This is a genomic window from Mesorhizobium norvegicum (assembly GCF_004919685.1).
GTDB classification, from domain to species: Bacteria; Pseudomonadota; Alphaproteobacteria; order Rhizobiales; family Rhizobiaceae; genus Mesorhizobium; species Mesorhizobium norvegicum.
The window spans coordinates 45144-68757 of the sequence record NZ_SMYZ01000021.1 but is presented as its reverse complement, the minus strand read 5'-3'; the positions used below and the strand labels follow the sequence as shown (position 1 = coordinate 68757).

General features: G+C 62.6%; 30 protein-coding genes. 16 read left to right on the top strand and 14 right to left on the bottom strand.

The genetic code is table 11. From position 1 onward, the window contains the following. Positions 1-4: 4 nt before the first annotated feature. The gene (locus tag FCU66_RS08190) at positions 5-541 is read right to left on the bottom strand and encodes a tripartite tricarboxylate transporter TctB family protein (protein ID WP_136618551.1); all 537 of its coding nucleotides are present in this window, start codon (positions 539-541) and stop codon (positions 5-7) included. A gap of 122 nt (positions 542-663) precedes the next feature. Further along, a complete protein-coding gene (locus tag FCU66_RS08185) occupies positions 664-1641 on the bottom strand; it encodes a tripartite tricarboxylate transporter substrate-binding protein (protein WP_136618550.1) in 978 nt (325 codons plus the stop codon). Positions 1642-1824: 183 nt separating this feature from the next. On the opposite strand from FCU66_RS08185, the gene FCU66_RS08180 reads away from it, so the two are divergent. Next, positions 1825-2586 carry an IclR family transcriptional regulator gene (locus FCU66_RS08180; protein WP_136618549.1) on the top strand — a complete coding sequence of 254 codons (762 nt, stop codon included), beginning with the start codon at positions 1825-1827 and terminating at the stop codon, positions 2584-2586. Positions 2587-2612: 26 nt separating this feature from the next. Here FCU66_RS08180 and FCU66_RS08175 read toward each other — a convergent pair whose 3' ends face one another. Then, on the bottom strand, positions 2613-3713 hold the full coding sequence (locus tag FCU66_RS08175) for an OmpA family protein (RefSeq protein WP_168991902.1): 1101 nt from the start codon (positions 3711-3713) through the stop codon (positions 2613-2615). A 70-nt stretch (positions 3714-3783) separates the two neighbouring features. Beyond that, on the bottom strand, positions 3784-4317 hold the full coding sequence (locus tag FCU66_RS08170; RefSeq protein WP_136618548.1) for a GNAT family N-acetyltransferase: 534 nt from the start codon (positions 4315-4317) through the stop codon (positions 3784-3786). Between the two features lie 202 nt (positions 4318-4519). Between FCU66_RS08170 and FCU66_RS08165 the strand changes: the two genes are divergently transcribed. Further along, positions 4520-4975: a DUF2214 family protein gene (locus tag FCU66_RS08165; RefSeq protein ID WP_136618547.1), complete on the top strand. Its 456-nt coding sequence runs from the start codon at positions 4520-4522 to the stop codon at positions 4973-4975. Here FCU66_RS08165 and nth read toward each other — a convergent pair. Further along, positions 4969-5775, bottom strand: coding sequence for an endonuclease III (gene nth / locus FCU66_RS08160; RefSeq protein WP_136618546.1), 807 nt, complete (start codon positions 5773-5775; stop codon positions 4969-4971). The genes FCU66_RS08165 and nth overlap by 7 nt on opposite strands. A gap of 22 nt (positions 5776-5797) precedes the next feature. Between nth and FCU66_RS08155 the strand changes: the two genes are divergently transcribed. Then, positions 5798-6292, top strand: coding sequence for a DUF2244 domain-containing protein (locus FCU66_RS08155; protein ID WP_136618545.1), 495 nt, complete (start codon positions 5798-5800; stop codon positions 6290-6292). Between the two features lie 2 nt (positions 6293-6294). Here FCU66_RS08155 and FCU66_RS08150 read toward each other — a convergent pair whose 3' ends face one another. After that, a complete protein-coding gene (locus FCU66_RS08150) occupies positions 6295-7110 on the bottom strand; it encodes a class I SAM-dependent methyltransferase (RefSeq protein ID WP_136618544.1) in 816 nt (271 codons plus the stop codon). Between the two features lie 115 nt (positions 7111-7225). On the opposite strand from FCU66_RS08150, the gene FCU66_RS08145 reads away from it, so the two are divergent. The 8 genes from FCU66_RS08145 to FCU66_RS08110 all read left to right on the top strand — a co-directional run bounded on the left by FCU66_RS08145 (position 7226) and on the right by FCU66_RS08110 (position 13439). Then, entirely contained in the window at positions 7226-8101 is an 876-nt protein-coding gene (locus FCU66_RS08145; protein ID WP_136618543.1) for a methylated-DNA--[protein]-cysteine S-methyltransferase, read from the top strand. Positions 8102-8321: 220 nt separating this feature from the next. After that, on the top strand, positions 8322-8792 hold the full coding sequence (locus FCU66_RS08140; RefSeq protein WP_136618542.1) for a hypothetical protein: 471 nt from the start codon (positions 8322-8324) through the stop codon (positions 8790-8792). A gap of 22 nt (positions 8793-8814) precedes the next feature. Next, positions 8815-9207, top strand: coding sequence for a hypothetical protein (locus tag FCU66_RS08135; protein ID WP_136618541.1), 393 nt, complete (start codon positions 8815-8817; stop codon positions 9205-9207). Continuing rightward, positions 9174-9683 (top strand): hypothetical protein, encoded by a 510-nt coding sequence (locus FCU66_RS08130; RefSeq protein WP_136618540.1) that lies wholly within the window; start codon positions 9174-9176, stop codon positions 9681-9683. The genes FCU66_RS08135 and FCU66_RS08130 overlap by 34 nt, the downstream gene beginning before the upstream one ends. Beyond that, positions 9658-10140 carry a hypothetical protein gene (locus tag FCU66_RS08125; RefSeq protein WP_136618539.1) on the top strand — a complete coding sequence of 161 codons (483 nt, stop codon included), beginning with the start codon at positions 9658-9660 and terminating at the stop codon, positions 10138-10140. The genes FCU66_RS08130 and FCU66_RS08125 overlap by 26 nt, the downstream gene beginning before the upstream one ends. 154 nt (positions 10141-10294) lie before the next feature. Next, complete coding sequence (locus FCU66_RS08120; RefSeq protein WP_136618538.1) at positions 10295-11200, top strand: ribokinase; 906 nt, start codon at positions 10295-10297, stop codon at positions 11198-11200. Position 11201: 1 nt separating this feature from the next. Next, positions 11202-12656, top strand: coding sequence for an amidase (locus FCU66_RS08115; RefSeq protein WP_136618537.1), 1455 nt, complete (start codon positions 11202-11204; stop codon positions 12654-12656). A gap of 168 nt (positions 12657-12824) precedes the next feature. Continuing rightward, positions 12825-13439 carry a LysE family translocator gene (locus tag FCU66_RS08110; RefSeq protein ID WP_136618536.1) on the top strand — a complete coding sequence of 205 codons (615 nt, stop codon included), beginning with the start codon at positions 12825-12827 and terminating at the stop codon, positions 13437-13439. Between the two features lie 168 nt (positions 13440-13607). Here the strand turns inward: FCU66_RS08110 and FCU66_RS08105 are convergent, their stop codons facing one another. Further along, the gene (locus FCU66_RS08105) at positions 13608-14549 is read right to left on the bottom strand and encodes a nucleoside hydrolase (protein ID WP_136618535.1); all 942 of its coding nucleotides are present in this window, start codon (positions 14547-14549) and stop codon (positions 13608-13610) included. Positions 14550-14864: 315 nt separating this feature from the next. Here FCU66_RS08105 and FCU66_RS08100 point away from each other — a divergent pair, with 315 nt between their 5' ends. After that, positions 14865-15290 (top strand): Hsp20 family protein, encoded by a 426-nt coding sequence (locus FCU66_RS08100; RefSeq protein WP_023760739.1) that lies wholly within the window; start codon positions 14865-14867, stop codon positions 15288-15290. Positions 15291-15355: 65 nt separating this feature from the next. After that, a complete protein-coding gene (locus FCU66_RS08095) occupies positions 15356-15610 on the top strand; it encodes a BQ00720 family protein (RefSeq protein WP_013529590.1) in 255 nt (84 codons plus the stop codon). 128 nt (positions 15611-15738) lie between these two features. Here the strand turns inward: FCU66_RS08095 and ptsN are convergent, their stop codons facing one another. The 7 genes from ptsN to FCU66_RS08060 form a co-directional block, all read right to left on the bottom strand. Beyond that, positions 15739-16203 (bottom strand): PTS IIA-like nitrogen regulatory protein PtsN, encoded by a 465-nt coding sequence (gene ptsN, locus FCU66_RS08090; protein WP_013529589.1) that lies wholly within the window; start codon positions 16201-16203, stop codon positions 15739-15741. A gap of 112 nt (positions 16204-16315) precedes the next feature. Further along, on the bottom strand, positions 16316-16900 hold the full coding sequence (gene hpf / locus FCU66_RS08085; protein ID WP_126070528.1) for a ribosome hibernation-promoting factor, HPF/YfiA family: 585 nt from the start codon (positions 16898-16900) through the stop codon (positions 16316-16318). A 266-nt stretch (positions 16901-17166) separates the two neighbouring features. Next, complete coding sequence (gene rpoN / locus FCU66_RS08080; protein WP_136618534.1) at positions 17167-18693, bottom strand: RNA polymerase factor sigma-54; 1527 nt, start codon at positions 18691-18693, stop codon at positions 17167-17169. A gap of 199 nt (positions 18694-18892) precedes the next feature. Next, positions 18893-19711 carry an LPS export ABC transporter ATP-binding protein gene (gene lptB / locus FCU66_RS08075; protein WP_013529586.1) on the bottom strand — a complete coding sequence of 273 codons (819 nt, stop codon included), beginning with the start codon at positions 19709-19711 and terminating at the stop codon, positions 18893-18895. Next, positions 19711-20295, bottom strand: coding sequence for an LptA/OstA family protein (locus FCU66_RS08070; protein ID WP_136618533.1), 585 nt, complete (start codon positions 20293-20295; stop codon positions 19711-19713). The genes lptB and FCU66_RS08070 overlap by 1 nt, the downstream gene beginning before the upstream one ends. Further along, positions 20282-20995, bottom strand: coding sequence for an LPS export ABC transporter periplasmic protein LptC (gene lptC, locus FCU66_RS08065; RefSeq protein ID WP_136618532.1), 714 nt, complete (start codon positions 20993-20995; stop codon positions 20282-20284). The genes FCU66_RS08070 and lptC overlap by 14 nt, the downstream gene beginning before the upstream one ends. 464 nt (positions 20996-21459) lie before the next feature. Further along, positions 21460-21654, bottom strand: coding sequence for a hypothetical protein (locus tag FCU66_RS08060; RefSeq protein ID WP_136618531.1), 195 nt, complete (start codon positions 21652-21654; stop codon positions 21460-21462). Positions 21655-21828: 174 nt separating this feature from the next. Between FCU66_RS08060 and sppA the strand changes: the two genes are divergently transcribed. The 3 genes from sppA (at position 21829) to FCU66_RS08045 (ending at position 23588) form a co-directional block, all read left to right on the top strand. After that, the gene (sppA, locus tag FCU66_RS08055; protein ID WP_136618530.1) at positions 21829-22785 is read left to right on the top strand and encodes a signal peptide peptidase SppA; all 957 of its coding nucleotides are present in this window, start codon (positions 21829-21831) and stop codon (positions 22783-22785) included. A gap of 83 nt (positions 22786-22868) precedes the next feature. Further along, positions 22869-23153: an integration host factor subunit beta gene (locus FCU66_RS08050; protein WP_006200394.1), complete on the top strand. Its 285-nt coding sequence runs from the start codon at positions 22869-22871 to the stop codon at positions 23151-23153. Positions 23154-23207: 54 nt separating this feature from the next. Continuing rightward, a complete protein-coding gene (locus tag FCU66_RS08045) occupies positions 23208-23588 on the top strand; it encodes a LapA family protein (RefSeq protein WP_136618529.1) in 381 nt (126 codons plus the stop codon). Positions 23589-23614 lie beyond the last annotated feature (26 nt).

The window sequence follows — 23614 nt, the reverse complement described above, 5'->3', positions numbered from 1 at the left end:
GGCGTCAGCCCCTCAACGCGCCGATGATCGCATCGATCACCGTGTTCAGCTGGTTTTCGATGAAGCCGGCGCCGATGTTGACTCCAAGCGCCCTGGCAAAGCCGAAATAGGCGGCAAGCGCCAGGATCAGACCGAGCAGCGCATCGCGCAGCGTATTCTTGCTGCCGAAGCCGTAGCAGACGAGCACGAACATAACGACCGAGGCGGCGGTGAAGCCGAGCGGCTGGATCAGCACCAGGTTCGCCACCAGCCCGGCAACGACGATGCCCATCGCCTTCCAGTCGGTCGGCGTTTCCTTTTCTTCCTCCGGCTGCCAGCCGCCGCGCAGCGCGGCGAGGATGAGCAGCAGCGAAAGCACGATCATGCCGGTCATGGTGATATAGGGAAAGACGGTCGGCCCGACCTTGGAATAGAGCGGCGACACCGGGATCGCCAGGGTCTGCCAGGCTACAGCCCCGGCGCAGGCCAGAAGCCCGACGCCGATCAACAATTCGGGCACGGCAAGGCGCGGGGGCGCCGCCTGCTGGTCGCTGGTGCTCATCGGTGTCCTCCCAAGGTGGCCGGCATCCTCCAGCCGGCCGCATCCGCAGTTTCGCCGCATGATATGTCCATGCGGCAGGCGAAATGGGAAGGGGGCGGCACTCTAACCGCCCCCTGAAGACATCAGGCGAGGCCGAGATCCTTGAGGATCGCGGTGATGCGGGCCGTGTCCTCGGTGAGGAATTTTGCGTAGTCGTCGCCAGTCAAAAGGATGGGCGTCCAGTTGCGGTTTTTGCACTCGGTTGCCCATGCATCGCTCTTGGCCATGGTCTCGATCATTGTGACCATCGCCGCCTTGTCGGCGTCGGAAACGCCGGGCGGTGCGAAGACACCGCGCCAGTTGAACAGCTCGACATCGATGCCGGCTTCCCTCATCGTCGGCGCGTCGATGCCGTCCTGGCGCTTGTCAGCCGAGATGGCGAGCAGCCTGAGCGCACCCGCCTTGATCTGCTCGGAGAACTCGCCAAAGCCGGAGATGCCGGCCGCGACCTGGTTGCCGAGCAGCGCCGACAGCGCCTCGCCGCCGCCGGCGAACGGCACATAGGAAAGGTTGGTTGCCGGCACGCCGACGGTCTTGGCAATCAAGCCGAACAGAATGTGGTCCGAACCGCCGGCCGAGCCGCCAGCGACAGGAACCTTTGTCGGATCGGCCTTCAGCGCGGCGACGAAATCGGCGGCCGTCTTGAACGGCGAGTCCGCCGGCACCACCAGCGCCTCGAACTCGCCCGTAAGGCGGGCGATGGGCGTGACTTCGGTGAGGTTGTTGGCGGATTTGTTGGCGATGATGGCGCCAACCATGACCATGCCGGCAACCATCAGCGTATTGCCCTTGCCGTTCCACTGGCTGATGAACTGCGGCAAGCCGACAGTGCCGCCGGCGCCGCCGACATTGGTGATCTGCGAGCCGGAGATCAGTTTTTCACTGCGCAGCACCTGGTCGATGGTGCGCCCCGTCTGGTCCCAGCCGCCGCCTGGTGCCGCCGGTACGAAAATCTGGATCTGGGGTGCACCCTCGGCGAAAGCTGGAGAGAGATGCGACGCCACCAGCCCGGCGGCGCCCGCGGCTGCGGTGCTCATCAAAAATCTGCGTCTGTTCAGCATGGGATTCCTCCAGATCACGACACCTCCTCCGGTGCCTGCCAAAACGCGCCTGCATCCAGACCCGTAATCAAGTTCAAGCAGATGTTACGGAGTTCTGTCAACGGAAACGATATTCTACTAGACAGAACGTATTGGTGGCGCGACACAGTCGCTCGGCTCGGCCTTCTTCGAATTGGAACCGCAATGGACTCACCAAGCAAATCGGAAATCCGGCGCGCATCGGCCGAAGGTGTTGCAGCACTTGATCGGGCAATCGCCATCCTCGATGCCTTCACCACGGCCGACCGGTCGCTCAGCCTGGCCGAAATCGCGGCGCGCACCGGCCTCTACAAGAGCACCATCCTGCGGCTGGCGAATTCCCTGTTGCGCGGACGATTGCTCGAGCGCCTCGACGACGGGCGCTACCGCGTCGGACCTGCCACATTTCGCCTCGGTGCGCTCTATCAGCGTTCGGTGGTGGCGATCGATATCCTGTTGCCGATCATGCGCGACCTTTCCGAACGAAGCTGGGAAAGCGTTGCCTTCTATGTTCGCTCGGGCGACGTCCGCACCTGTCTCTACCGCGTCGAATCCAAGCACGCGATCCGCTACACGATACGCGAAGGCGACGTCCTGCCCTTGCTGGTCGGCTCGGGCGGTCGCGTGCTTGCGGCGTTTTCAGGCCAGCAGGGCGAACCCTACGAGACCATCCGCAAGACCTGCAACTGTCTCGCCATCGGCGACCGCGATCCCGACACGGCGGGCGTGTCGGCGCCGGTGTTCGGGCCGGGGCGCGTCCTGCTCGGCGCCCTGACGCTGGCCGGACCCAGCACGCGCGTCGACGCGGCATTTCTCCAGCGCATGAAGCGTCCGCTGCTCGAGGCGGCGGCCCGCGCCACCCGCGCCTTCGGCGAGGACGCCTCCATGCTCGAGCAGGCAAGCCTCGCGGCGGATGCCGTGTCGTAGAATGCGTCCTCGTCGGGAAGGCTCGCTCAGTTCAACTTGACCAGAACCACACGGCGATTCTTGGCGCGGCCCGCGTCATCGTCATTGCTGGCGACAGGCGCCATCATGCCGGCGCCGGCTGCGGTCAGCCGCGCCCCGTCGATGCCGTATTTCGACACAAGTGCCGCCTTGACCGCTTGCGCCCGTCGCGACGACAGGTCGAGATTGTAGTCGAAGGCGCCCTGATTGTCGGTGTGGCCGACGACGATGACGGCCATCTTCGGGTCGTTGGCCAGCAGCATCGAAATTTCCTTCAGTGTTGGTTCCGACTCCGGCTTGATGTCGGCCTTGTCGGTGTCGAAGAAGATGCCGTAGAGCGAAATGCTGCCGGTGGCGGAGAGCGAATCCGCCATCTTGGCCGCCTCGACGACCACCATCTTCTTGTCGCGCGCCTTGGGTTCCAGCACCTGGACGATGGCAACGGTGCGGCCGTTAAGCTCCTTGCAGTAGAGATCGTCGGTCATCGAATAGGTCTGCACGGTCACATAGGCGTCGCCGCCGTCCTGCGGCACCTTGGCCGAGAAATAGCGCTGGTCGTTGATGCCGGAGGTCTGCGCGCAGGCGCCATTGGAGAATGCCGCGTCCTTCAGATCGCTCTCATGGAAGGAATACATCGTCAGGCTCATGTCGCCGCCGCCGCCGCTCGACGAGCGGTCAGCGGCGCCACCGCATTCCTCCTTCTTGCATTCGAACAAGGTTTCGCCGCCGGCCGCCTCGATCACATCCTGATAGTTGCGCAGCACTTCGAGCGGCGAGCGCTCGGCCGGCAGCACATAGGCGATGCGGGTCAAAGCGCCCTCGACCTCGGCCTTCTTGTCGGGTGCGAAGACACGGTTGTTCATCGCATCGCGCGCGTCCGGGTCGGCGCTCGGCTTCAGCGGCGACAGCGGCACGCTGAAGTCCGTAAAGGCCAATTTCCCATAGGAGACGATGAACGAGCCTTCGTAGCGCTTGGCGAGATGGTTGTCGGCGGCGCCCTCGATATCGGCGGTGGGCACAGTCGCGTCGGCTGCCGCCAGCCGTCCGGCCAGCATGAGCACCAGCATCGCCCAGAAAAACTTGATGGCTATCGTCTTGAATGCACGCATCGATCGTCCCCCCTTCGCACCAATCGATGCTAGCAGAGCGGATATGTCCAGTCGATGACGCCGGTTAGGGTCACCGCGCCAGCAGGATGGTCGGGGCGTCGTGATAGGTGGTCTGCACCACTTCCCGGTAACCGCACTTCGCGGCAACCCTCAGCGAAGCGGTGTTTTCCGGATCGATGATGCAGACGGTCTTCTCCCGCCCGAACGTCTCTTCGCCCCATGCGAGCACGCGGCCGACCACCTCGGTGGCGAAGCCCGCCCCGTGCACGGCCGGAACCAGCGCCCAGCCGGCCTCGGGAATGCCTTCGATCGACGGCTCCATATCGCGCTTGAGATCGTGAAAGCCGGCCTCGCCGATGAAACGGCCCGTCGCCTTCTCCTCGATCGCCCAGAAACCGTAGCCGAGCAGCGACCACAGGCCGGCGTGACGCAGGAAGCGCATCCAGCTCTCTTCGCGCGTGCGCGGCTTGCCGCCGATGAAACGGGTGACGACGGGATTGGTCCACATCGTGGCATAGGCGTCGAAATCGCCCATCCGGTGTGCCCGCAGGATGGTTCGCTTCGTCTCGATGACAGGAGCGCTGGTCGCTGGTGAATTGTTCATGGATCTGCCTCGCCCGGATGGTCAGCGCTTAGCAAATCGCCGGTCTGGTGCAAGGGCCAGGGCAACGCGGCCGATCATCCAGGCGCCGCTATGGGAATCTTGCGCGACGGTGTTACTTTCACCACAGGCTGATTCAACACCTGCCGGCGCGACCCTTTTTTCAGGCGCGGGCCGGCGCGCCATCAAACCCAAGGGAAAAAGCATGGACACCACCGATCTTGTGCTGGCGATCTTCCATCATGTGCTGGTGTTTTCGCTGGCGGGGATCATCGGCGCCGAATTCGTGCTGATCCGCGGCGATCTGGCCGCCCCGACGCTCAAGCGGCTCGCCGGCATCGATCGCCACTACGGCATCATCGCCGCGCTGATCATCATCGTCGGCATCGGCCGCATCTTCTATGGCCTCAAGGGCTGGGAATTCTACGTCTACAACTGGGTGTTCTGGGCCAAGATGGCGGCGTTTGGCGTGGTCGGCCTGCTGTCGATCATCCCGACCGTCCGCTTCATTTCCTGGAACAGGCAGGCAAGCGCCAATCCCTCGTTCCTGGTGCCGGCGACCGAGCTTGCGTCCGTGAAGACTTACATCCGCGCCGAGGCTTCCATCTTCCTGCTGATCCCGGTCTTCGCGGCGGCGATGGCGCGCGGCTACGGCTACTGATCTACCGCCGAAGCCATTTCAAGAGGAGCGATCGGCACCAGCGGTGCCGGCACATCGGTTGTCTTCTCCTGCGCCTTGCAGATGTCGGCGATGACGCAGGCCGTGCAATCCGGCTTGCGCGCCTTGCAGACATAGCGGCCGTGCAGGATCAGCCAGTGATGCGCGTGGCGCATATATTCGTCCGGGATGATCTTGAGCAGCCCCTGCTCGACCTGTTCCGGTGTCTTGCCGGGCGCCAACCCAAGCCGGTTGCCAATGCGGAGAATGTGCGTGTCGACCGCCATCGTGTGCTGGCCGAAGGCCATGTTGAGCACGACATTGGCGGTCTTGCGCCCGACGCCCGGCAGCTTGACCAATTCATCGCGGTCGTCGGGCACCTCGCCGCCATGGTCGCGGATCAGCGCTTGCGACAGCGCAATCACGTTCTTGGCCTTGTTGCGCCAGAGCCCGATGGTTCTGATGTAGTCGCCGACCTTGGCTTCGCCCAGCGCCAGCATCTTCTGCGGCGTGTCGGCGACCTTGAACAGCGCCCGCGTCGCCTTGTTGACGCCGGCGTCCGTGGCTTGCGCCGACAGCACCACCGCGACCAGCAAGGTGAAGGCGTTGACATGTTCAAGCTCGCCCTTCGGTTCGGGCCGCTGGACGGAAAAGCGCCGGAAAATCTCGTGCACTTCGGCCGGGCTGTAGCGCGAAATGCGTCGCACCGGCCGCGGGCGCGGCTTCGCGTTCGACCCATCGCGTCGTCCGGGCAACAGTTCTTTTTTGGGCATCGAAGACTCTTTGGACTTGGGGCTCGCCATTTCCCTCCTATAATGTCCCGCCATGAGCGACACAAACGCCTCGTTTCAGGCCGACGAGCCATTCTTTCAGGCGCTACTGACCCCGCACCGGTCGCTGGGCCGGACAGGCTTCTTCATCCTGATGGGGGCTCTGCTGTTCGGCTGGCTGGTGCCAGGCGCGTTTTTCCTGTCGCGCGGCGCCTGGCCGGTGTTCGGCTTCTTCGGCCTCGATGTGGTCGGCGTCTACATCGCCTTTCGCGTCAACTACCGAGCCGCCCGCGCACGCGAGGAAGTCTCGGTCTCGCGCACCAGCCTCGACATCCGCAAGACGGCGCCATCCGGTAAATCGGAAGCGCATCGCTTCAATCCGTTCTGGGCGCGGTTTTCGGTCGCCCGTCACGCCGAGATCGGCATCACCAGGATGACGGTTGAAGGGCAAGGCCAGACCGTGCCGATCGGATCTTTCCTGGACCCAGACTCCCGAGAGAGCTTTGCCACGGCTTTTTCACGAGCGCTGGCGACCGCCAAGACGCGCTGATTCTAGAAGCGGTAGCGCAAAAGCCTGCCGACTTTGCGCAATGCGGGAATGTGTCTCCACAGGCGAACGAACAGTTTCGCGAACCAGCCCATGCGGGCGGCGTGTTCAGGCTTGTATGCCGAGATGTCCTCGACGAATCGCAGCTTCGGAACGGCTCGCTCCAGCTCATGCGGATCGTCGATCGCCCAGTGGACCTCGGCGCCCGTCGCCTTGATGGTCGGATTGAGGCGAAGCAGCTTCAGGCCGAAACGGCTGTAGGCGTCGAACACCAGCTCACCGCTGGCAAGATGCGAGACAAGCCGCGCAAACAGGCGTGGCCCTTCGTCGGCAGGGAGATAGGGCGTCAGCCCTTCCGCCACCACGATCGCCGGGCGATTGCGGGGCACCTCAGCCAGCCAATCCGGCTCGGTCACCGACGAAGCCACCAGATGATAATGCTCCCGGGACGGGTAAAGCTTGCGCCTGAGCTCGATCACCTCGGGGTAGTCGACATCGAACCAGTCCACGCCCGGTGTTGGATCGACACGTAAGATGCGCGTATCGAGCCCGCAACCGAGATGCAGCACGATGGCGTCAGGAGTTCTGGCGAGAAAATCCTCAACGCGGACGTCCAGCGTCTTTGCCCTGATCGCCAGGCCGACGCCAAGATTGTCGTCGACCTTGAGCCTGGAGAAATCATAGTCGATCTTGCGAACCGCCTCGTCGGCGAAATGATCCCCGAGCAGCGAATCCGGCAACCGGCTCTCCAGCGCCTTGCCGTAGAGCGTCATCAGCAAGGTCTCTTTTGCCCCGGTGAGATTTACTTTTTCGCCAGCCATGAGCGACTCCTGGACACGAATCCCGTGTCTATCTGGGTATGCGCCGCAAGAAGGCAAGTTTCGGGTGGCGATCGACGCCCCAAGGGGCGATATTCCGGCTCAAGGAGACAGTTCCATGAGCACACACACAGCAGTCCTCAAAAAGGACATCACGCCGCAAGGCAGCGACTATGAAATCGTGCGCCGTGCCATCGAGAAGATCAGCCTCGACTACCGCGACCAGCCTTCCCTCGAAGAGCTGGCGGAGGAGGTCGGCGAGACGCCGACCGGCCTGCAAAAACTCTTCACCCGCTGGGCCGGCCTGTCGCCCAAGGCTTTCCTGCAGGCGGTGACACTGGATCATGCGCGCAGACTGCTCGATTCCGGCATGCCGCTGCTCGAAACATCGTTCGAACTGGGCATGTCCGGCCCGGGCCGGCTGCATGACCTGTTCGTCACCCATGAGGCGATGTCGCCGGGCGACTACAAGACGCGCGGCGCCGGGCTCACCATCCGCTACGGCTACCATTCCTCGCCCTTCGGCACCGCCCTCATCATGGCCACCGACCGCGGGCTTGCCGGCCTCGCCTTCAACGACCCCGGCGAGGAGCGCGCCGCCTTCGCCGACATGTCCAGCCGTTGGCCGAACGCCATCTATGTCGAGGACATGACTGCTACAGGCCCCTATGCCGCGCGCATCTTCGACCCAGCGCTGTGGCGCCCCGACCAGCCGCTGCATGTCGTCATGATCGGTACCGACTTCCAGGTTCGCGTCTGGGAGGCGCTGCTCAAGATCCCGATGGGCAAGGCCCGCACCTATTCCTCGATCGCCGCCAGCATCGGCGCGCCGTCCGCCAGCCGTGCCGTCGGTGCGGCGAACGGCGCCAACCCGCTCTCTTTCGTGGTTCCCTGCCACCGCGCGATCGGCAAGTCCGGCGACCTCACCGGCTATCACTGGGGCCTGACCCGCAAGCGCGCCATCCTGGGCTGGGAGGCAGGACAAGTGTCGTGAATATCGATTTTCCCAATTACAGCCGAAGAAATATGTAGATATCAGATGTATCCAATATAAATATGATTTCAGCTTCAGTTTTATTTCTTACAACCGAAGGCAACCTCCGGTTTCTGTAGCTGTTATTTTCAGAAGTTATTTTAGTTAACTCTAAATTAACCACGATAAAGTGATGATGACCCATATTAATTCGGGCGATCCGGCTTGATAGGAGGTCTCGATGGCACTGTTTCGCGCCGCCTTCGGCGCAGCTCTGCTGGTTGCCAGCATCGACCAGACCGCTTTGGCCACGACGCAAAATGTCATTTTCAATGGCACGGTCGCGCCCACCTGCACGCTTGTCGTTGCCACCACCGGCACGATGACGGTCAGCCCCGATCTCCAGTCCCTCAGCTCCCACAACAGCGGCGGTTCTGCCGGAACCGTGACGCTGACGACGACCGGAGGTGTGTCGCTCAGTGTCGATCCGGTCACCACCACGACGGCGCCGTCGGCCGACAGCACATCGACGACCTGGACGCCGACCTACTCCGCCGCTGGTGCGCATTCTATCGTTGAGACCGGCTCGGCTACCAGCATCAGCACTCCCGGCGCCGATCTCGTCTCGGTCCACCTCGCCGGCACCAAGGGCGGCAGCAACCGCTTCGCCAACGGCAACTATCAGGCAACGGTAACGCTGCGCTGCGAATGACGCCGTGGCGAAGGAGGGGTCCTTGAAACATGCTCGAATCCTGGCGACGGCACTGGCCGTCGGATTGGCGCCCATTGCCGCCAAGGCTCAGTCGATGTCGCCGATGCGCGGCGAGGTCAACAGCTTCACCGACGTCTTTGCGGTCCGCGTTTTCCCCGCCAATCCCTACGACCGGAAGATCCAGGTCGAAATCCACGTCTACGATCAGGATTTTCAGCCAGTAGACGCCAGGATCTCTCCGAATGTCTTCCAACTGGCTTCCCAGGCTTCCCGTCCCGTCCTTGTGGTCGTGCCCTTTGACGGCACCACCGAGCGTAAAGTGCGTATCTGTACCGAAAGCATCCCCTTTCCCAATCAACAGACGCAGATAAGGGCACAGATATGCGGAAAGTTTTTTGGGCACCGCAAGTCTTGACGATTGCGCTCGCGGCTGCGTTTGCGAATGTCTCGCCCGCCGGGGCCGAGGATGTCTACAACCTCAATCAGAACGAGAGCGGCTTCAACCTGCCCGGCGTAACCTTGCCCCAGGGCCAGGACGAGGTCCATGCCGCGGACGGCACCACTTGCCGTTCCGCCGTCTCCGGCTCCGGCGCCTATGTCGATCTCGGCGTTATCAGAGGCAACAGCCAGTCGGACAACAGCGTTGCCACCTATGGTCGGGTGGTGATCCCGATCGGGCGTACGCCGAAGCGCGTCGATTGCAGCCGCCTCTATGAGCTTGAGGTCGAGCGCCTGCAACTGGAGCTGAAGCTCCTCAAAATGGGCCTCGGCGCCGACGGCCAGACGGCGAGCGTTGCCGCCAGCGCTCCCGCGGCCGCATCACCCGGATGGGCCAACGAAGGCTGGAGCATCAGGACCGGAAGCGATGGCAAGAAAAAGAAGAAGAAATAGCCGCGCGCTGCTTGCAATGGCAGCACTTGCCGGCTTCTGCCTTCCGCTGCAAGCGGCGATCATCGGCACTTGCACCATCATGGTCGGGGCATCGGGAACGATGACCGCAAATCCCGCCATCAGCATACTGGGTTCCAAACAGGCCGGCGGATCGAGCGCAAGCGCCACCATCGTGGCAAGCTCCCTGCTGTGCTCCTTGCTCAACTTGCTGGACTGCTATTCGGTTTCGGCGCCGGCGCCTGCCGCATTCTCGTCCGCGCCGAGCGGCGGCGGCACCAACGTGACCTTCGCTTCGGTCTTCCGCCTCGATGGCTCGGGGGTCGACATCAACGGAAGTGTGCCGCAGCGGGTCGTCAACGGCACCCACCCGATGCAGGTCGACCTCACCGCCACCAAGTCGAGCGGTATCTTTCCCGCCGGCACCTATCAGGGCACGGTCACCGTGCGCTGTGAATAAGCCACGATACCTCAAATCGAGCTGGACCATTCGCGTGGTCTGGCAAGCCGCGGCCTTACAGGTTAGCTTCCCGCGCGATTGGAACGACCTGCGTTCGCCCGGACGCACAAAGGACGCTCCGACATTTTGAATTTGCGCTGCCAGGAGGCCTTGCTTGATTATCGTCATCGGCTCGATCAACCTCGACCTTATCGCCAATGTCGACCGCTTGCCGAGCCCCGGCGAGACGGTAGGCGGCTCGGCCTTCACCACCGCGCCTGGCGGCAAGGGTGCCAACCAGGCGCTGGCCGCCGCGCGCGCCGGCGCCTCGGTGCGTATGGTCGGCGCCGTCGGCAAGGACAGCTTCGCTGCCGAGGCGCTGGCATTGCTGCGCGACGGCATGGTCGACCTGTCCGGCGTCGCCGAGACCTTTGCTTCGACCGGCACGGCGCTGATCATGGTCGGCGACGACGGCGAGAACATCATCGCCGTGGTGCCGGGCGCCAACGCCTCCGTCCTGCCCGGTGATCTCTCCAAAGCCTTCCTGAAAAAGGGCGATGTCGTGCTGCTGCAACATGAGATCCCGCTGGCGACCGTCGATGCCGCCCTCGACCAGGCAAGAGCGGCCGGCGCCATCACCGTGCTCAACACAGCCCCTTTCCAGGGCAAGGCAGCCGGCTTTCTCGGCAAGGCAGACTATGCCGTCGCCAACGAGACCGAATTCGACCTCTATGGCGAAGCGCTGGCCCTGAACGGCCGCGACCGGGCGGCACGGATGCGCGACTTCGCCGCGAAAACCGGCCGAACCATCGTCGTCACGCTCGGCGGCGACGGCGTGATGGCGGCGACGCCGACCGATTTCCTCACCGTTCTGGCAATGAAGATCAGCCCTGTCGACACGGTCGGCGCCGGGGATACGTTCTGCGGTTATTTTGCCGCCGGCCTCTCTGCCCGTCTCACGCTCGAACAGGCGCTGGCGCGCGCCGGCGCGGCCGGCTCGCTGGCCTGCCTGAAGCCTGGCGCCCAGCCGGCAATCCCGCTCGCCAGGGATGTCGATCAGGCGTTGCAGGAAACCCGTTGAGATGCTGCGCCCTCAAACGAAACATGCTGTGCCGCCGGCCGGCGAGATCTGCCGCCTGTCCGCTGTCGAACTCGCCGCCGCGATCCGCCAGAAGACACTTTCCGTGCGCGAGGTGATGACGGCATTCCTCGACCGCATCGAGGCGGTCAACCCGCTGGTCAACGCCATCGTCTCCTTGCGCGACCGCGGCGATATCCTGCGCGAAGCCGATGCGGCCGATGCCAGCCTGGCGCGAGCCGAAGCCGGCCCGCTCTTCGGCCTGCCGATCGCCATCAAGGATCTCGCCTCGACCACGGGCCTCAGAACCTCCCTCGGCTCGCCGATCTTCGCCGATTTCGTGCCGCAGGAAGACGATTTCTTCGTCGAGCGCATTCGAAACGCCGGCGCCATCATCATCGGCAAGACCAACGTCCCCGAATTCGGGCTTGGCTCCAACACCTACAACAGCGTGTTCGGGCCGACGCTGAACGCCTTCGATCCGGCCCTGACCGCCGGCGGCTCGAGCGGCGGCGCGGCGGTGGCGCTGGCGCTCGACATGGTGCCCGTCGCCGATGGCAGCGACTTTGGCGGCTCGCTGCGCAATCCGGCCGCCTGGAACAATGTCTACGGCTTCCGCCCGTCACAGGGGCTTGTCCCCGGCGGACCCGACTTCGAGGTTTTTCATGCGCAGATGGGCGTCGATGGGCCGATGGGCCGCAACGTCCGTGACATGGCGCTGCTGCTCGATGTGCAGGCGGGTTACCACCCGCGCGCGCCATTGTCCTATGAGAAACCGGGTTCCTTCCTCGAAGGGCTCGGCGCGGCAGCGGCTGGTGGCCGCATCGCCTGGCTCGGCGACCTCGGCGGTCATCTGCCGCTCGAATCCGGTATTCTTGAACTTTGCGAGGCAGCACTAGGCCGCTTTGCGGATGCGTCCTTCCTGACCGAACCCTTGCTGCCGGATTTCGATTTCGAAGCGCTGTGGCAGGCCTTCGTGACGCTGCGCCAGGCCGGCAGCGGCTGCGCGCTCAAAACCCACTATGACGATCCCGCCAAGCGCGGCCTGCTCAAGCCGGAAGCCATCTGGGAGGTGGAGAACGCAATGCGGCTGACGGCACCGCAGATCCGCGCGGCTTCGGTTATCCGTACGTCCTGGCATCGCACGCTGCTGTCGCTCTTCGACCGCTATGACCTCATTGCGCTGCCGACCGCGCAGGTCTTCCCCTTCGATATAGGCACGCATTGGCCCCGTGAGGTCGCCGGACGCGCAATGGACAGCTACCACCGCTGGATGCAGGTTTCCGCCTTCGCGACCTTGGGCGGCTGCCCGGCGGTCAACGTGCCGGTCGGCTTCGACGACAAGGGTAGGCCGATGGGCATGCAGCTGATCGGCCGGCCACGCGGCGACCTTGCCGTACTGAAGGCGGCGGCGGCCTATGAGGCGACGCTGCCCTGGCAGTCCGGCGCCAGCGCCTGAGCCGCATGCACCGGCGTGTCGCGGCGCTTCGCGCATCGGCTTGCATCGGCAGTGCCGCCATGCATTGATTGTCCTCAGCTGCGCCGCATCGCAGGCATTCCTAGAGCATGATCCCGAAAAGTGGGAACCGGTTTTCGGAAAAGATCATGCTCCAACTAGGGAAAAATCATGTCGCTCGAACTCTACGCTGCCTATGTCGTCGCTTGCATCGTCATCATCTTGGTGCCCGGTCCGACGGTCACGCTGATCATCGCCAACAGCATCCGCCATGGCTCCCGCGCCGGTCTCGCCAACGTCGCCGGCACGCAGGCCGGGCTTGCCGTGATGATCGCCATCGTCGGCATCGGCCTCAACACGCTGATTTCGGGCATGGGCCACTGGTTCGAGTGGGTCAGGCTGATCGGCGCCGCCTATCTGATCTGGATGGGCGTGCAGATGTTCCGTTCCAAGGGCACGCTGAACGCTGACGGAACAGCGAGGAAACCGCGTGGCGGCTTCTTCCTGCAGGGCCTGCTGGTGGCGCTCAGCAACCCCAAGACGCTGATCTTCTTCGGCGCCTTCTTTCCGCAGTTCATTTCGCCGCAAGGCAACTATTCGCTGCAGATCGCCGTCATGGGTCTCACCGCCATGATCTTCGCGGCCATGTCGGATTCGACCTATGCACTGGCCGCCGGCCGCGCCGGGCGTCTGCTGTCGGCCAGCCGCATCAAGCTTTTGTCGAGGATCAGCGGCAGCTTCATGGTCGGTGGCGGCCTGTGGCTGGCGTTTTCGCGGTCGAAGTAAGACCGCCTTTACCTTCTCCCCTTGAGGGAGAAGGTGGATCGGCGCGCAGCGCCGAGACGGTTGAGGGGTGCGTGAAGGATCGCCGTCTTTGCCAAGCTGGAACACCCCTCATCCGACCTCGCTTCGCTCGGCCACCTTCTCCCACAAGGGGAGAAGGTAAAAAGCCCCCTAAAGCCGCCCCAGCCGCTCCACCAGCAAGGCGAAAAAGCCGTCATGGTCGATGTCGCGCATCACCATGGCGTTCTTTGGCCGCTTGGTGACGCCCCACCAGTCGATCACGGTCATGCCCATGGTCAGTTCCGAATTGGTCTCCACGCTGACGTTGCAGTTGCGGCCCTTGAACAGGTCCGGCTTCAACAGATAGGCGATGACGCAGGGGTCGTGCAGCGGCCCGCCATCGGTGCCATATTTCTCCTCATCGAAGCGCTCGAAGAATTCCAGCATCTCGGCGGTCGCGGTGCCGACCTTGGTGCCGAGCGCGCGGAAGGCCTGCGTGCGCTTGGCGGTGGTCAGCGCCTTGTGGGTGACGTCAAGCGGCATCATCACGATCGGAATGCCGGATTTGAGCACGACATCGGCGGCATGCGGATCGACATAGATGTTGAATTCGGCCGACGGCGTGACATTGCCGCCTTCGAAGAAGCCGCCGCCCATCAGCACGATTTCCTTGATGCGCGGTGCGATGCGCGGCTCGCGGATCAGCGCCAGCGCAATGTTGGTCAGCGGGCCGAGCGGGCAAAGCGTGATCGTGCCGCTTTCTTCCTTCATCAGCGTCTCGACGATGAAATCGACCGCGTATTGGTCCTGCAGCTTCATCGTCGGTTCGGGCAATTGCGGTCCGTTGAGGCCGGTCTTGCCATGCACTTCCTCGGCGGTGACCAGTTCGCGCATCAGGGGCCGGATGGCGCCGGCATAGACCTTGATGTCAGGCCGGCCGGCCAGCTCGCAGATCTTGCGGGCATTCTTTTCGGTAAGCTTCAGCGGCACGTTGCCGGCAACCGCTGTGATGCCGACGATCTCCAGCTCGGCGCTGCCGAGCGCCAGCAAAATGGCGACGGCATCATCCTGGCCGGGATCCGTGTCGATGATGATCTTGCGTGATTGAGGCATTTCAATTCCTTGTTTGGCGAGGCCGTGGACCTGAATGAATCTGATCGAAACATCCAAATGACGCCGAAGCGGCCGCGAGCTGCAATGTCGAACCGCTCGACCGGGGAAGACAATCCCGACCTGCGCGCTTCTCCTTGCATCTGCTCGCCGTTTCAAGCGCCATGTCGATCATTCCTGTGAGTCCACGACCTGGTCTTTTTGGGCGGGTCTTTTGACGGCTTGAACTTGGTCGCGGGGCGGACCATATCAAGACCATCGGGAAAAATGCCATCTGGGTTTTTCCACTTTATGTCGCTCTTGAGAGGACAGTGTAACATGAGCCGAATGACGCCCTTTTCCAGCCCGCTTCTGCTTGGCTTCGACGCCATGGAAAAGACCCTGGAACGCCTGGCGAAATCCGGTGACAGCTACCCTCCCTACAACATCGAACGCCTCAGCGGCGCCGACGGCAAGACCGAGAGGTTGCGCATCACATTGGCGGTCGCCGGTTTCGCCGAAAGCGATCTCGATGTCACTACGGAGGAAAACCAGCTGGTCGTGCGCGGCCGTCAGACCGACGACACCGAGCGCGAATTTCTTCATCGCGGCATCGCCGCACGCCAGTTCCAGCGCTGTTTCGTGCTGGCCGACGGCATGCGGGTGATCGCGGCGGAGCTGAAGAACGGCCTTTTGTCGATCGACCTCGATCGGCCGGAGTCCGAACGGCTGGTACGGAAAATAAACATATCGGTGAAAGACTGATCTTTACCGATGGCTCTCATGCGGGATGGCCTTGAGCGGCGTCCTCGCGCCAAGGAGGCTTTGAAATGACCAGAACTGAAACTATCACCATGACCAATGGCGAATTCGCCCATCTCGGCGAGGGCTCGGTCGCCTATCTCAGAAAGGTCTCGAGCGACGAATTGCTCGGCCGTTTCCCGAATCTCGGCGAAATCGCTCCCGGCATGGAACTGTGGGCGCTGTTTGCGGCCAATGGCCAGCCGATCCTGCTTTCCGACGCGCGTGACCGCGCTTTGGCCGGCGCCATGGAAAACGACCTGACCACGGTCGCCATTCACTGACAGCAATTTCCGGCTGAAACGGAAAGGGCCGCCCATGGCGGCCCTTGAGGTCGTCTCAATTCAAAGCAATTCCAGGAAAAGTGTGTAACGGTTTTCCGTCCGGAATTGCGTAAAAACAGATAAAAATATCAGGCCGCGTGCGAGGCCTGGGTGTCCGACAACAGCGCGTGGATCGCCGCGGCGTCGCGCGTACCCCTGATCTTGGCCACCGTGTCGGCGTCGCGCAGCACCCGCGCGATGCGCGACAGTGCCTTGAGATGGTCGGCGCCCGCCCCTTCCGGCGCCAGCAGCAGAAACACCAGATCGACCGGCTGATCGTCCAGCGATTCGAAATCGACAGGCGTCTCCAGCCGGGCGAAAACCCCGGCGATGCGCTTCACGCCGGCCAGCTTGCCGTGCGGAATGGCGATGCCGTTGCCGACGCCGGTCGAGCCCAGCCGCTCACGCTGCAGGATGGTGTCGAACACTTCCCGCTCCGGAATGCCCGAAATCGCAGCTGCCCGTTCGGACAGCAGTTGCAGCAGCTGCTTCTTGGAGTTCGCCTTCAACGCCGGCAATATCGCCGGAACGTTGATAAGATCGCTCAGATCCATGCTTGAAAATCCCTTGTTCGCCTACCGTCACCAGTCCTCACCCCTCGTGCGGCCGGCTTTTATCCCTTGTCGTCACCGTGCGACCCTTGTCGTCACGCCCGTGCGACCCTTGTCACGCTTGTGCGACCTTGGTGGTGGACGGGTCGATCCAGCCGATGTTTCCATCGGGCCGGCGATAGACGATGTTGAGATGGTCGTTTCCGGCGTTGCGGAAGACGAAGACCGGGCTGTCCTTGGTGTCGAGCTCGATGACCGCCGACGCCACCGACATGGTCTTCAGCGTCATGGTTGATTCGGCGACGATGGCCGGCGCGAAATTCTCCGGAATGTCCTCGTCGTCATCGGCAAGCGGCGCCATCACCGTATAGGCAATGTCGGTCGGCTCGCCATTGGCGGCGCCCGAATTGTGCGATTTCAGCCGGCGCTTGTAACGCCTCAGCCGGGTCTCCAGACGATCCGCCGCCGCCTCGAAGGCAAGCGTCGGATCCTGGGCATCGCCGGTGGCCTGCAGCGAAGCGCCGGAATCCAGCCTGATCATGCAATCCGCCGAATAGCGCGAGCCCGATTTGATGACAGTGACGTGTCCGGCAAAGCCGCGATCGAAATACTTGCCGATCGCTTCGCCGACACGATCGTTGATGCGTGTGCGGAACGCATCGCCGATATCCATGTGTTTTCCCGATATGCGCAGATTCATCTGAAAACTGACCTTCCTTGCTCAGGCTTCAAACTGGCCCGAGTTTATACTCGTGATCCGTGCGCACAAGCTTTGCGGCGTCACTCGCGCCGATTTTAAATCCGAACTTTTCCGGTTGATCACAAGCCGCCCTTTGACCGTCCCGAGGCCAACGTCGTGACGGACCATCCGCATGCAGGCATCTAGCCCGTCTCATGCGGGCGGGCTTCTAGCCACTTCACCGCGGCTTGTCAATGAAGTGCGGGCCTGTGGAAAATCGGGCGGCCTCAGCGGCCGGCGCTGGCCAGCGCCCGTTTCTCGCGCCGGCGCTGCACCGAGGAGGGAATATTCATGCCTTCCCGGTACTTGGCGACCGTGCGCCTGGCAATATCGACGCCGCTCTCGCGCAACATGTCGACGATCGCATCGTCTGAAAGCACGTCGACCGGTTTTTCCTCGTCGATCAATTGCTTGATGCGGTCGCGCACGGCTTCCGAGGAATGCGCATCGCCGCCGCCCGACGCCGCGATCGAGGCGGTGAAGAAGTAGCGAAGCTCGAACACGCCGCGCGGCGTCAGCATGTATTTGTTCGCGGTGACCCGGCTGACCGTCGATTCGTGCATGCCGATGGCATCGGCCACCGTGCGCAGGTTGAGCGGTTTCAGCTGGCGCACGCCATGGACGAGGAAGGCATCCTGCTGGCGAACGATTTCCGAAGCGACCTTGAGGATGGTCTTCGCCCGCTGGTCGAGGCTGCGCGTCAGCCAATTGGCGTTCTGCAGGCATTCGGCCAGAAAATCCTTTTCCGCCTGATTCTTCGTCTGCGGCGAGACCTGGGCGAAATAGATATGGTCGACCAAAACGCGCGGCAGCGTTTCGGCATTGAGCTCGACCGTCCAGCTGCCGTCATTGGCGGCACGCACCTCGACATCGGCGACGATCGCATCGCTGGCGCCGCCCGAAAACGCCATGCCCGGCCGGGGATCGAGTGCCCGGATCTCAGCCAGCATGTCGAGCAGATCCTCCTCGTCGACGCCGCAGATCCGTTTCAATGCGTGGAAATCGCGCCGCGCCAGCAGTTCGAGATTGGCGATCAGCGCCTTCATCGCCGGATCGAGCCGGTCGCGCACGGCAAGCTGCAGCGACAGGCATTCGGCAAGGTCGCGGGCGAACAGGCCCGCCGGCTCGAAAGTCTGGCACACCGCCAGCACCTTCCCCACAGCGGCGGCGTCGGTACCGAGACGAGCGGCGATCTCGGCCATGTCGGCGCGCAAATAGCCGGTCTCGTCTAGGCCGTCGGCGAGGTCGGCGGCGATCAGCCGCGCGGCCGGGTCGGCGAAGGCGAGCGCGACCTGTTCGCCGACATGGTCGCGCAGCGTGATCGCTGCGGCCGCCATGTCGCCGGCGTCGAAACCCTCGGATGAGGAACTCGCGCCATTGCCGGAAGCCGATTTCCATTGCGCCGTCAGGTCGGGACCGAGCCGCTCGCTGGTGCCCGGATCGTCGGGAAACAGGTTTTCCAGCGACGTGTCGAGCTTGTCCGAGATCGCCTCGGCGCTCCACTGCGTCTCGTTTTCGAACCAGTCACCGTCAGTGGTGGCTTGCGGCTCCGCCTCGATCTTCTGCGCCTGATCACCGGCGGCATCGTCCTGCGGTTCGGCGCGCTCCAGCAGCGGGTTGCGCTCGATTTCCTCGTCGATGAAATGCTCGAGTTCGACATGGGTGAATTGCAGCAGCCGAATCGACTGCATCAGCTGCGGCGTCATCACCAGCGACTGCGATTGTCGTAGCTGTAGTTTGGCCGCCAACGCCATGGTTCGGTTTCAAACGCCTCGTCTACGCATCCGGACTTCCGGAAAAGAATTTTGCAGCCGGCCATAGAAACTGGCCCAGCTTTTGCTTGTCAAGGCAATTGCTAGCAAAACCCGCTTACCGGAGCGTTATCTCGGAGCAAAATCGAGGAAAAAGAGCCGCGCGAACCGCAAAAATCGTGTCAGGAAACAAATTTCACGCTCAGAGCGTAAAACCCTCGCCGAGGTAAAGTCGCCGCACATCCGGGTTTGCCACCACTTCGTCGGCCCTTCCATGGGTCAGCACCTGGCCGGCATGGATGATGTAGGCGCGGTCGATCAGTCCGAGCGTTTCGCGCACATTGTGATCGGTGATGAGGACGCCGATGCCGCGCGCCGTCAGGTGGCGCACCAATTGCTGGATGTCGGCGACGGCGATCGGATCGATGCCGGCAAAAGGCTCGTCGAGCAGCATGTAGGCCGGACGCGTCGCGAGCGCACGTGCGATTTCCAGGCGTCGCCGCTCGCCGCCCGAGAGCGACATGGATGGCGCCTTGCGCAGATGGCTGATGTGGAATTCCTCAAGCAGTTCGTCGAGATTGCGCTCGCGCACCTTGCGGTCCTTTTCGACCACTTCCAGCACGGCACGGATATTCTGCTCGACATTGAGGCCACGGAAAATCGACGCTTCCTGCGGCAGATAGCCGATGCCGAGGCGGGCGCGACGGTACATCGGCATCGACGTGACGTCGAAGCCGTCGATCTCGATCGTGCCTTCATCCACCGGCACCAGGCCCGTGACCATGTAGAAACAGGTCGTCTTGCCGGCGCCATTGGGACCAAGCAATCCAACGGCCTCGCCGGCACGCACGCCGATGGTGACGCCGCTGACGACCTTGCGGCCCTTGTAGCTCTTGGTCAAACCCTTTGCGATCAGGGTTCCCTTGAACTTTCCCGCATCGACGGTCACCGTGGCCGGCGCCGAAAGCTTGCCAGCGGCCCGCCCCGGAAGACGCGCCGTCAGCGACGACAGGCTGGCCATCAGGGGTTCGTCGCTCCCGATTTCGGCGGCGGCGTGATCGACATCTGGACGCGTTGCCCAGCGCATGGATCAACCTGGGCCAACCCGCTTTTCATCTGCACGGTGAGCTTGCAGCCGACCAGAACGTTGTCGTTCTGCGACAGAACGACCTTTTTGCCCGAAAGCACCAGCACCTGGCTCTTCATATCGAAGCTGCCTTGATCGCCGGTCGCGACCTGCGCATCCGACTTGATGTAAACCTTGTCGGAGATCTCAAGGTGATCGATGTTGGCCGAGCCGGTCATGGCTGCCGCGCCAGCCGCTTCCGCGCCCTTGGCGCCGGCGTTGGGGTCCTTGACGTAATAGACCATCATCTTGCCGGCCTTCATCAATGTCGGGCCCTGGACGACGCTGACATTGCCCGTGAAGATGGCGATACTTTCGGCCTGGCGGACCTCCAGCTTGTCGCTTTCGATCTGGATCGGCTTGTCGCCGGACAGTTTGAGGCCTGATTGGCTGGTGGTCTGCGCCCATGACGGCACAAGTCCGAGCAGCAGCAACGCTGAAGTTGCAGCCGCGAGCCGCGTCGAACTACTGAGCCGCATTGGTTTCTCCGCTGTTTCCCTCTGCCGTCTTCAAGGCGGCGGAATCGATGTTGACGCGCACTTTGTTCTCGAAAACCAGAATCTTGCCATTGTCCTGGACCGACATCGAATCCGCCTGGATCCGCGACCCGCCACGGCTGACATCGACGGGATCTCCCGTCTTCATAGTGCCTTTGCCCATGTCGAGGAAGACCGATTTGAACTTGGCCTGCATGCCGTCGGTTGTGGTGATCGTCACGTCGCTGGTCAGGTTCATCGTATTGCCGTCGCGATCGTAGGTGCCGTGCGAGGCCTTGACCGCCGCTACATTGTCGGGCGCGATCGGCACCTTGGCGTCGATGCCTTCCAGTTCGATGATACCTTGCGTGCTGACATCCTGAATGGCGCGCAGCGCGGTCATCGAATAGGGCTGCTTCTGCTTGGTGAAACCGTTGAGCTTGGGATTGGCCATCACCAGCTTGCCGTTGGAAAAGGCGGTGCCTTCCGCCTGAACCTTCACGGAGATGGGTGCGGCCAGATAGGAGTAGACCGGGAAAGCGATGGCGATCAGGGCCGCAGCCAGCGGCACCGCAAACTTGAGAATGCGCACGCGGCGCGAATGACGTTGCGCGCGGTCGAACGCGTCGCCACGCGTCCGGCCGTCCGCCTGGGGGACCAACTCCATCTCGGCGTCGGTCGGTTCATTCGGTCGCGCTAACATTCACTGCTTTCTTCTAAACCCCTGCCCACCCGGGAGCATCGCCTATAGGTGGGACGCCGGCGCCTTCAAGCAAGCACAAGCCCACGAAAACTGCAAAAATGTGACAGCCGCACTTGTACAGATGAAAACCAGGTCCGCACAACTGCCCGTTCTTCATAGCAGAAACAGACACGCGGGGTAAAATTTATCAGCTGTCTGTCTCGCCGCCCGACCTCGCGGTGAATGCACAAATACGTGAGGGGAGATGTCGGATGCCCCGCCTGGCCGGCCCGGTCGATCGTGTATGCGGCATGGCCATCTCGACCATCCGCGCCGATTGTCCCGTCGTGTGGGAAAGAGGTCAGTTTGAAATTTGAAACCAGAGAAGCGCGTTGGTCGGCGGCTTGATGTTGGCAATGCGCATGGTGCTAACGGCGTTGCCGATCACTTCGGCGGGACGCTTTTGGCCTTAGATCCGGTCAGCGTCAGGCCGCCTTCCGCCGTATGAGACCAACAAGAACGGTGCGCATTCCCGAATACGATGGGCTGCCAATTTTCACTTCCCAATCAGTGTTGCGTTTCCGAGGGTGCTTCACATTACGCAACGCTTCGCGGAATGTGTTCGGGTCAACACCTACAGTTCGAGCCATATCTTCGGCGGTTGTGTGTTTGGCGATCATGACGTCTCCTATGCCTATGCCTTTTGCCGGTATATAGGGCGTTTGCACAACTCGGCCAAAGGATTAGGCGTTTCCGCAAATTTCAAACTGAGACACTGCCGGGAAAGAGAACTGCTTCCCGATGGAAGGATCATGGTCTAAAAGCGTCTCCTCCCGCCGACTGAAAGGCTGACCATGGCACTGAGAGCCGACGACCTGATCGACCGCCGCCGTTTGCGGCGCAAGCTGACATTCTGGCGCGTCGTCGCCATAGGCATCGTTGCACTTGGGGTGATTGCGCTTTCAGCCTGGTTCTATGGCGACGATTTCGGCGGCTCGGCGGTCGACCATATCGCCAAGGTCAGGATCGAAGGCACCATCACCGAGGACGAGGAACTGATCAAGCGGCTGGAAACCATCCGCCTGTCGTCGAAGGTGAAAGGCGTGATCCTGTCGATCGATTCGCCTGGCGGCACCACGGTCGGCGGTGAATCGATCTATGAAGAGGTGCGCAAGCTGGCTGCCGACAAGCCGGTGGTGGCGGAAGTCGGCACGCTCGCCGCATCGGCGGGCTATATGATCGCCAGTGCCGCCGATCACATCGTTGCCCGCAAGACTTCGATCGTCGGCTCGATCGGCGTGTTGATCCAGTATCCCGATGTCAGCGGCCTGATGGACAAGCTCGGCGTCAAGCTGGAGGAAGTGAAGTCCTCGCCGCTGAAAGCCGCCCCCTCGCCTTTCAAGCCGACCAATGACGACGAGCGCGCCATGGTCCGCAAGCTCATCCTCGACAGCTACGACTGGTTTGTCGGCATCGTTGCCGAGCGCCGCAAGATGACCCGCGAGCAAGCGCTGGTGCTTGCCGACGGCTCGATCTTCACCGGTCGCCAGGGTGTCGCCAACGGACTGATCGACGCCGTCGGCGGCGAGACCGAAGCGGTCGACTGGCTGGCGACCAAGGGCGTCGATGCCAAACTCAAGGTCGTCGAATGGAAGGACACTGAACGGCGCGGCGGCTTCCTGTTCTCCAAGGCGATGGCGCAAACGATCGGCAATGCGCTCGGCCTGCCGGCCTATAGCAGCGACGTCATCCATGAACTCGGTGCCGACCGCTTGTTTCTTGACGGTCTCGTTTCCGTCTGGCACCCTTGAGATGCCGTTTGGGGGCAAGTGAAAAAAGCAAATAAAATCATCCTCATAAATTTGACCGCACTGCTTTCACGGGGACCCGTCTCATGATCAAGTCCGAACTTGTGCAGATTATTGCCACGCGCAATCCGCATCTTTTCCTGCGCGACGTCGAAAACATCGTCGGCGCGATCTTCGATGAAATCACCGACGCCCTTGCCGAAGGCAACCGGGTCGAGTTGCGTGGCTTCGGCGCTTTTTCGGTGAAAAACCGTCCCGCCCGCACCGGCCGCAATCCGCGCACCGGCGAATCCGTCGAGGTCGAGGAGAAATGGGTGCCGTTCTTCAAGACCGGCAAGGAACTGCGTGAAAGGCTGAACGGCGGCAAGTAGGCGCGTCAGCGCCAGACGGCCTTTCGGACAGGCCAGCTTCCGACGGAAAACATCATGTTCAATCGCTTCATGCTCATCGTGATCTTCGTGCCCCTGGCGATCATCCTGATCGCACTCGCCGTTGCCAATCGCGAACTGGTCGCCTTCACGCTGGATCCGTTCAACCCCGGCAATCCCAAGCTGACACTGACTTTGCCGCTGTTCATCTTCTTGTTCCTGGCGCTCGCCATCGGCATGATCGTCGGCAGCCTGGCAACCTGGGTCAAGCAGGGCCGCTACCGCAAGCTGGCGCGCCAGCGTGGCGTCGAGGCCGAGAACCTGCGCCAGGCGGTCAGCCGTGCGCCGGCGGCACCGCAAAGCCCGGTCCAAGGATCGGCCCAGGGGGCGGCTCAAGGGTCGGCCCAAGGGTCGGCATTGCCGAAGCCGACCACTTGAACCGCCTGTCGGCGGTTTTGTCCCCA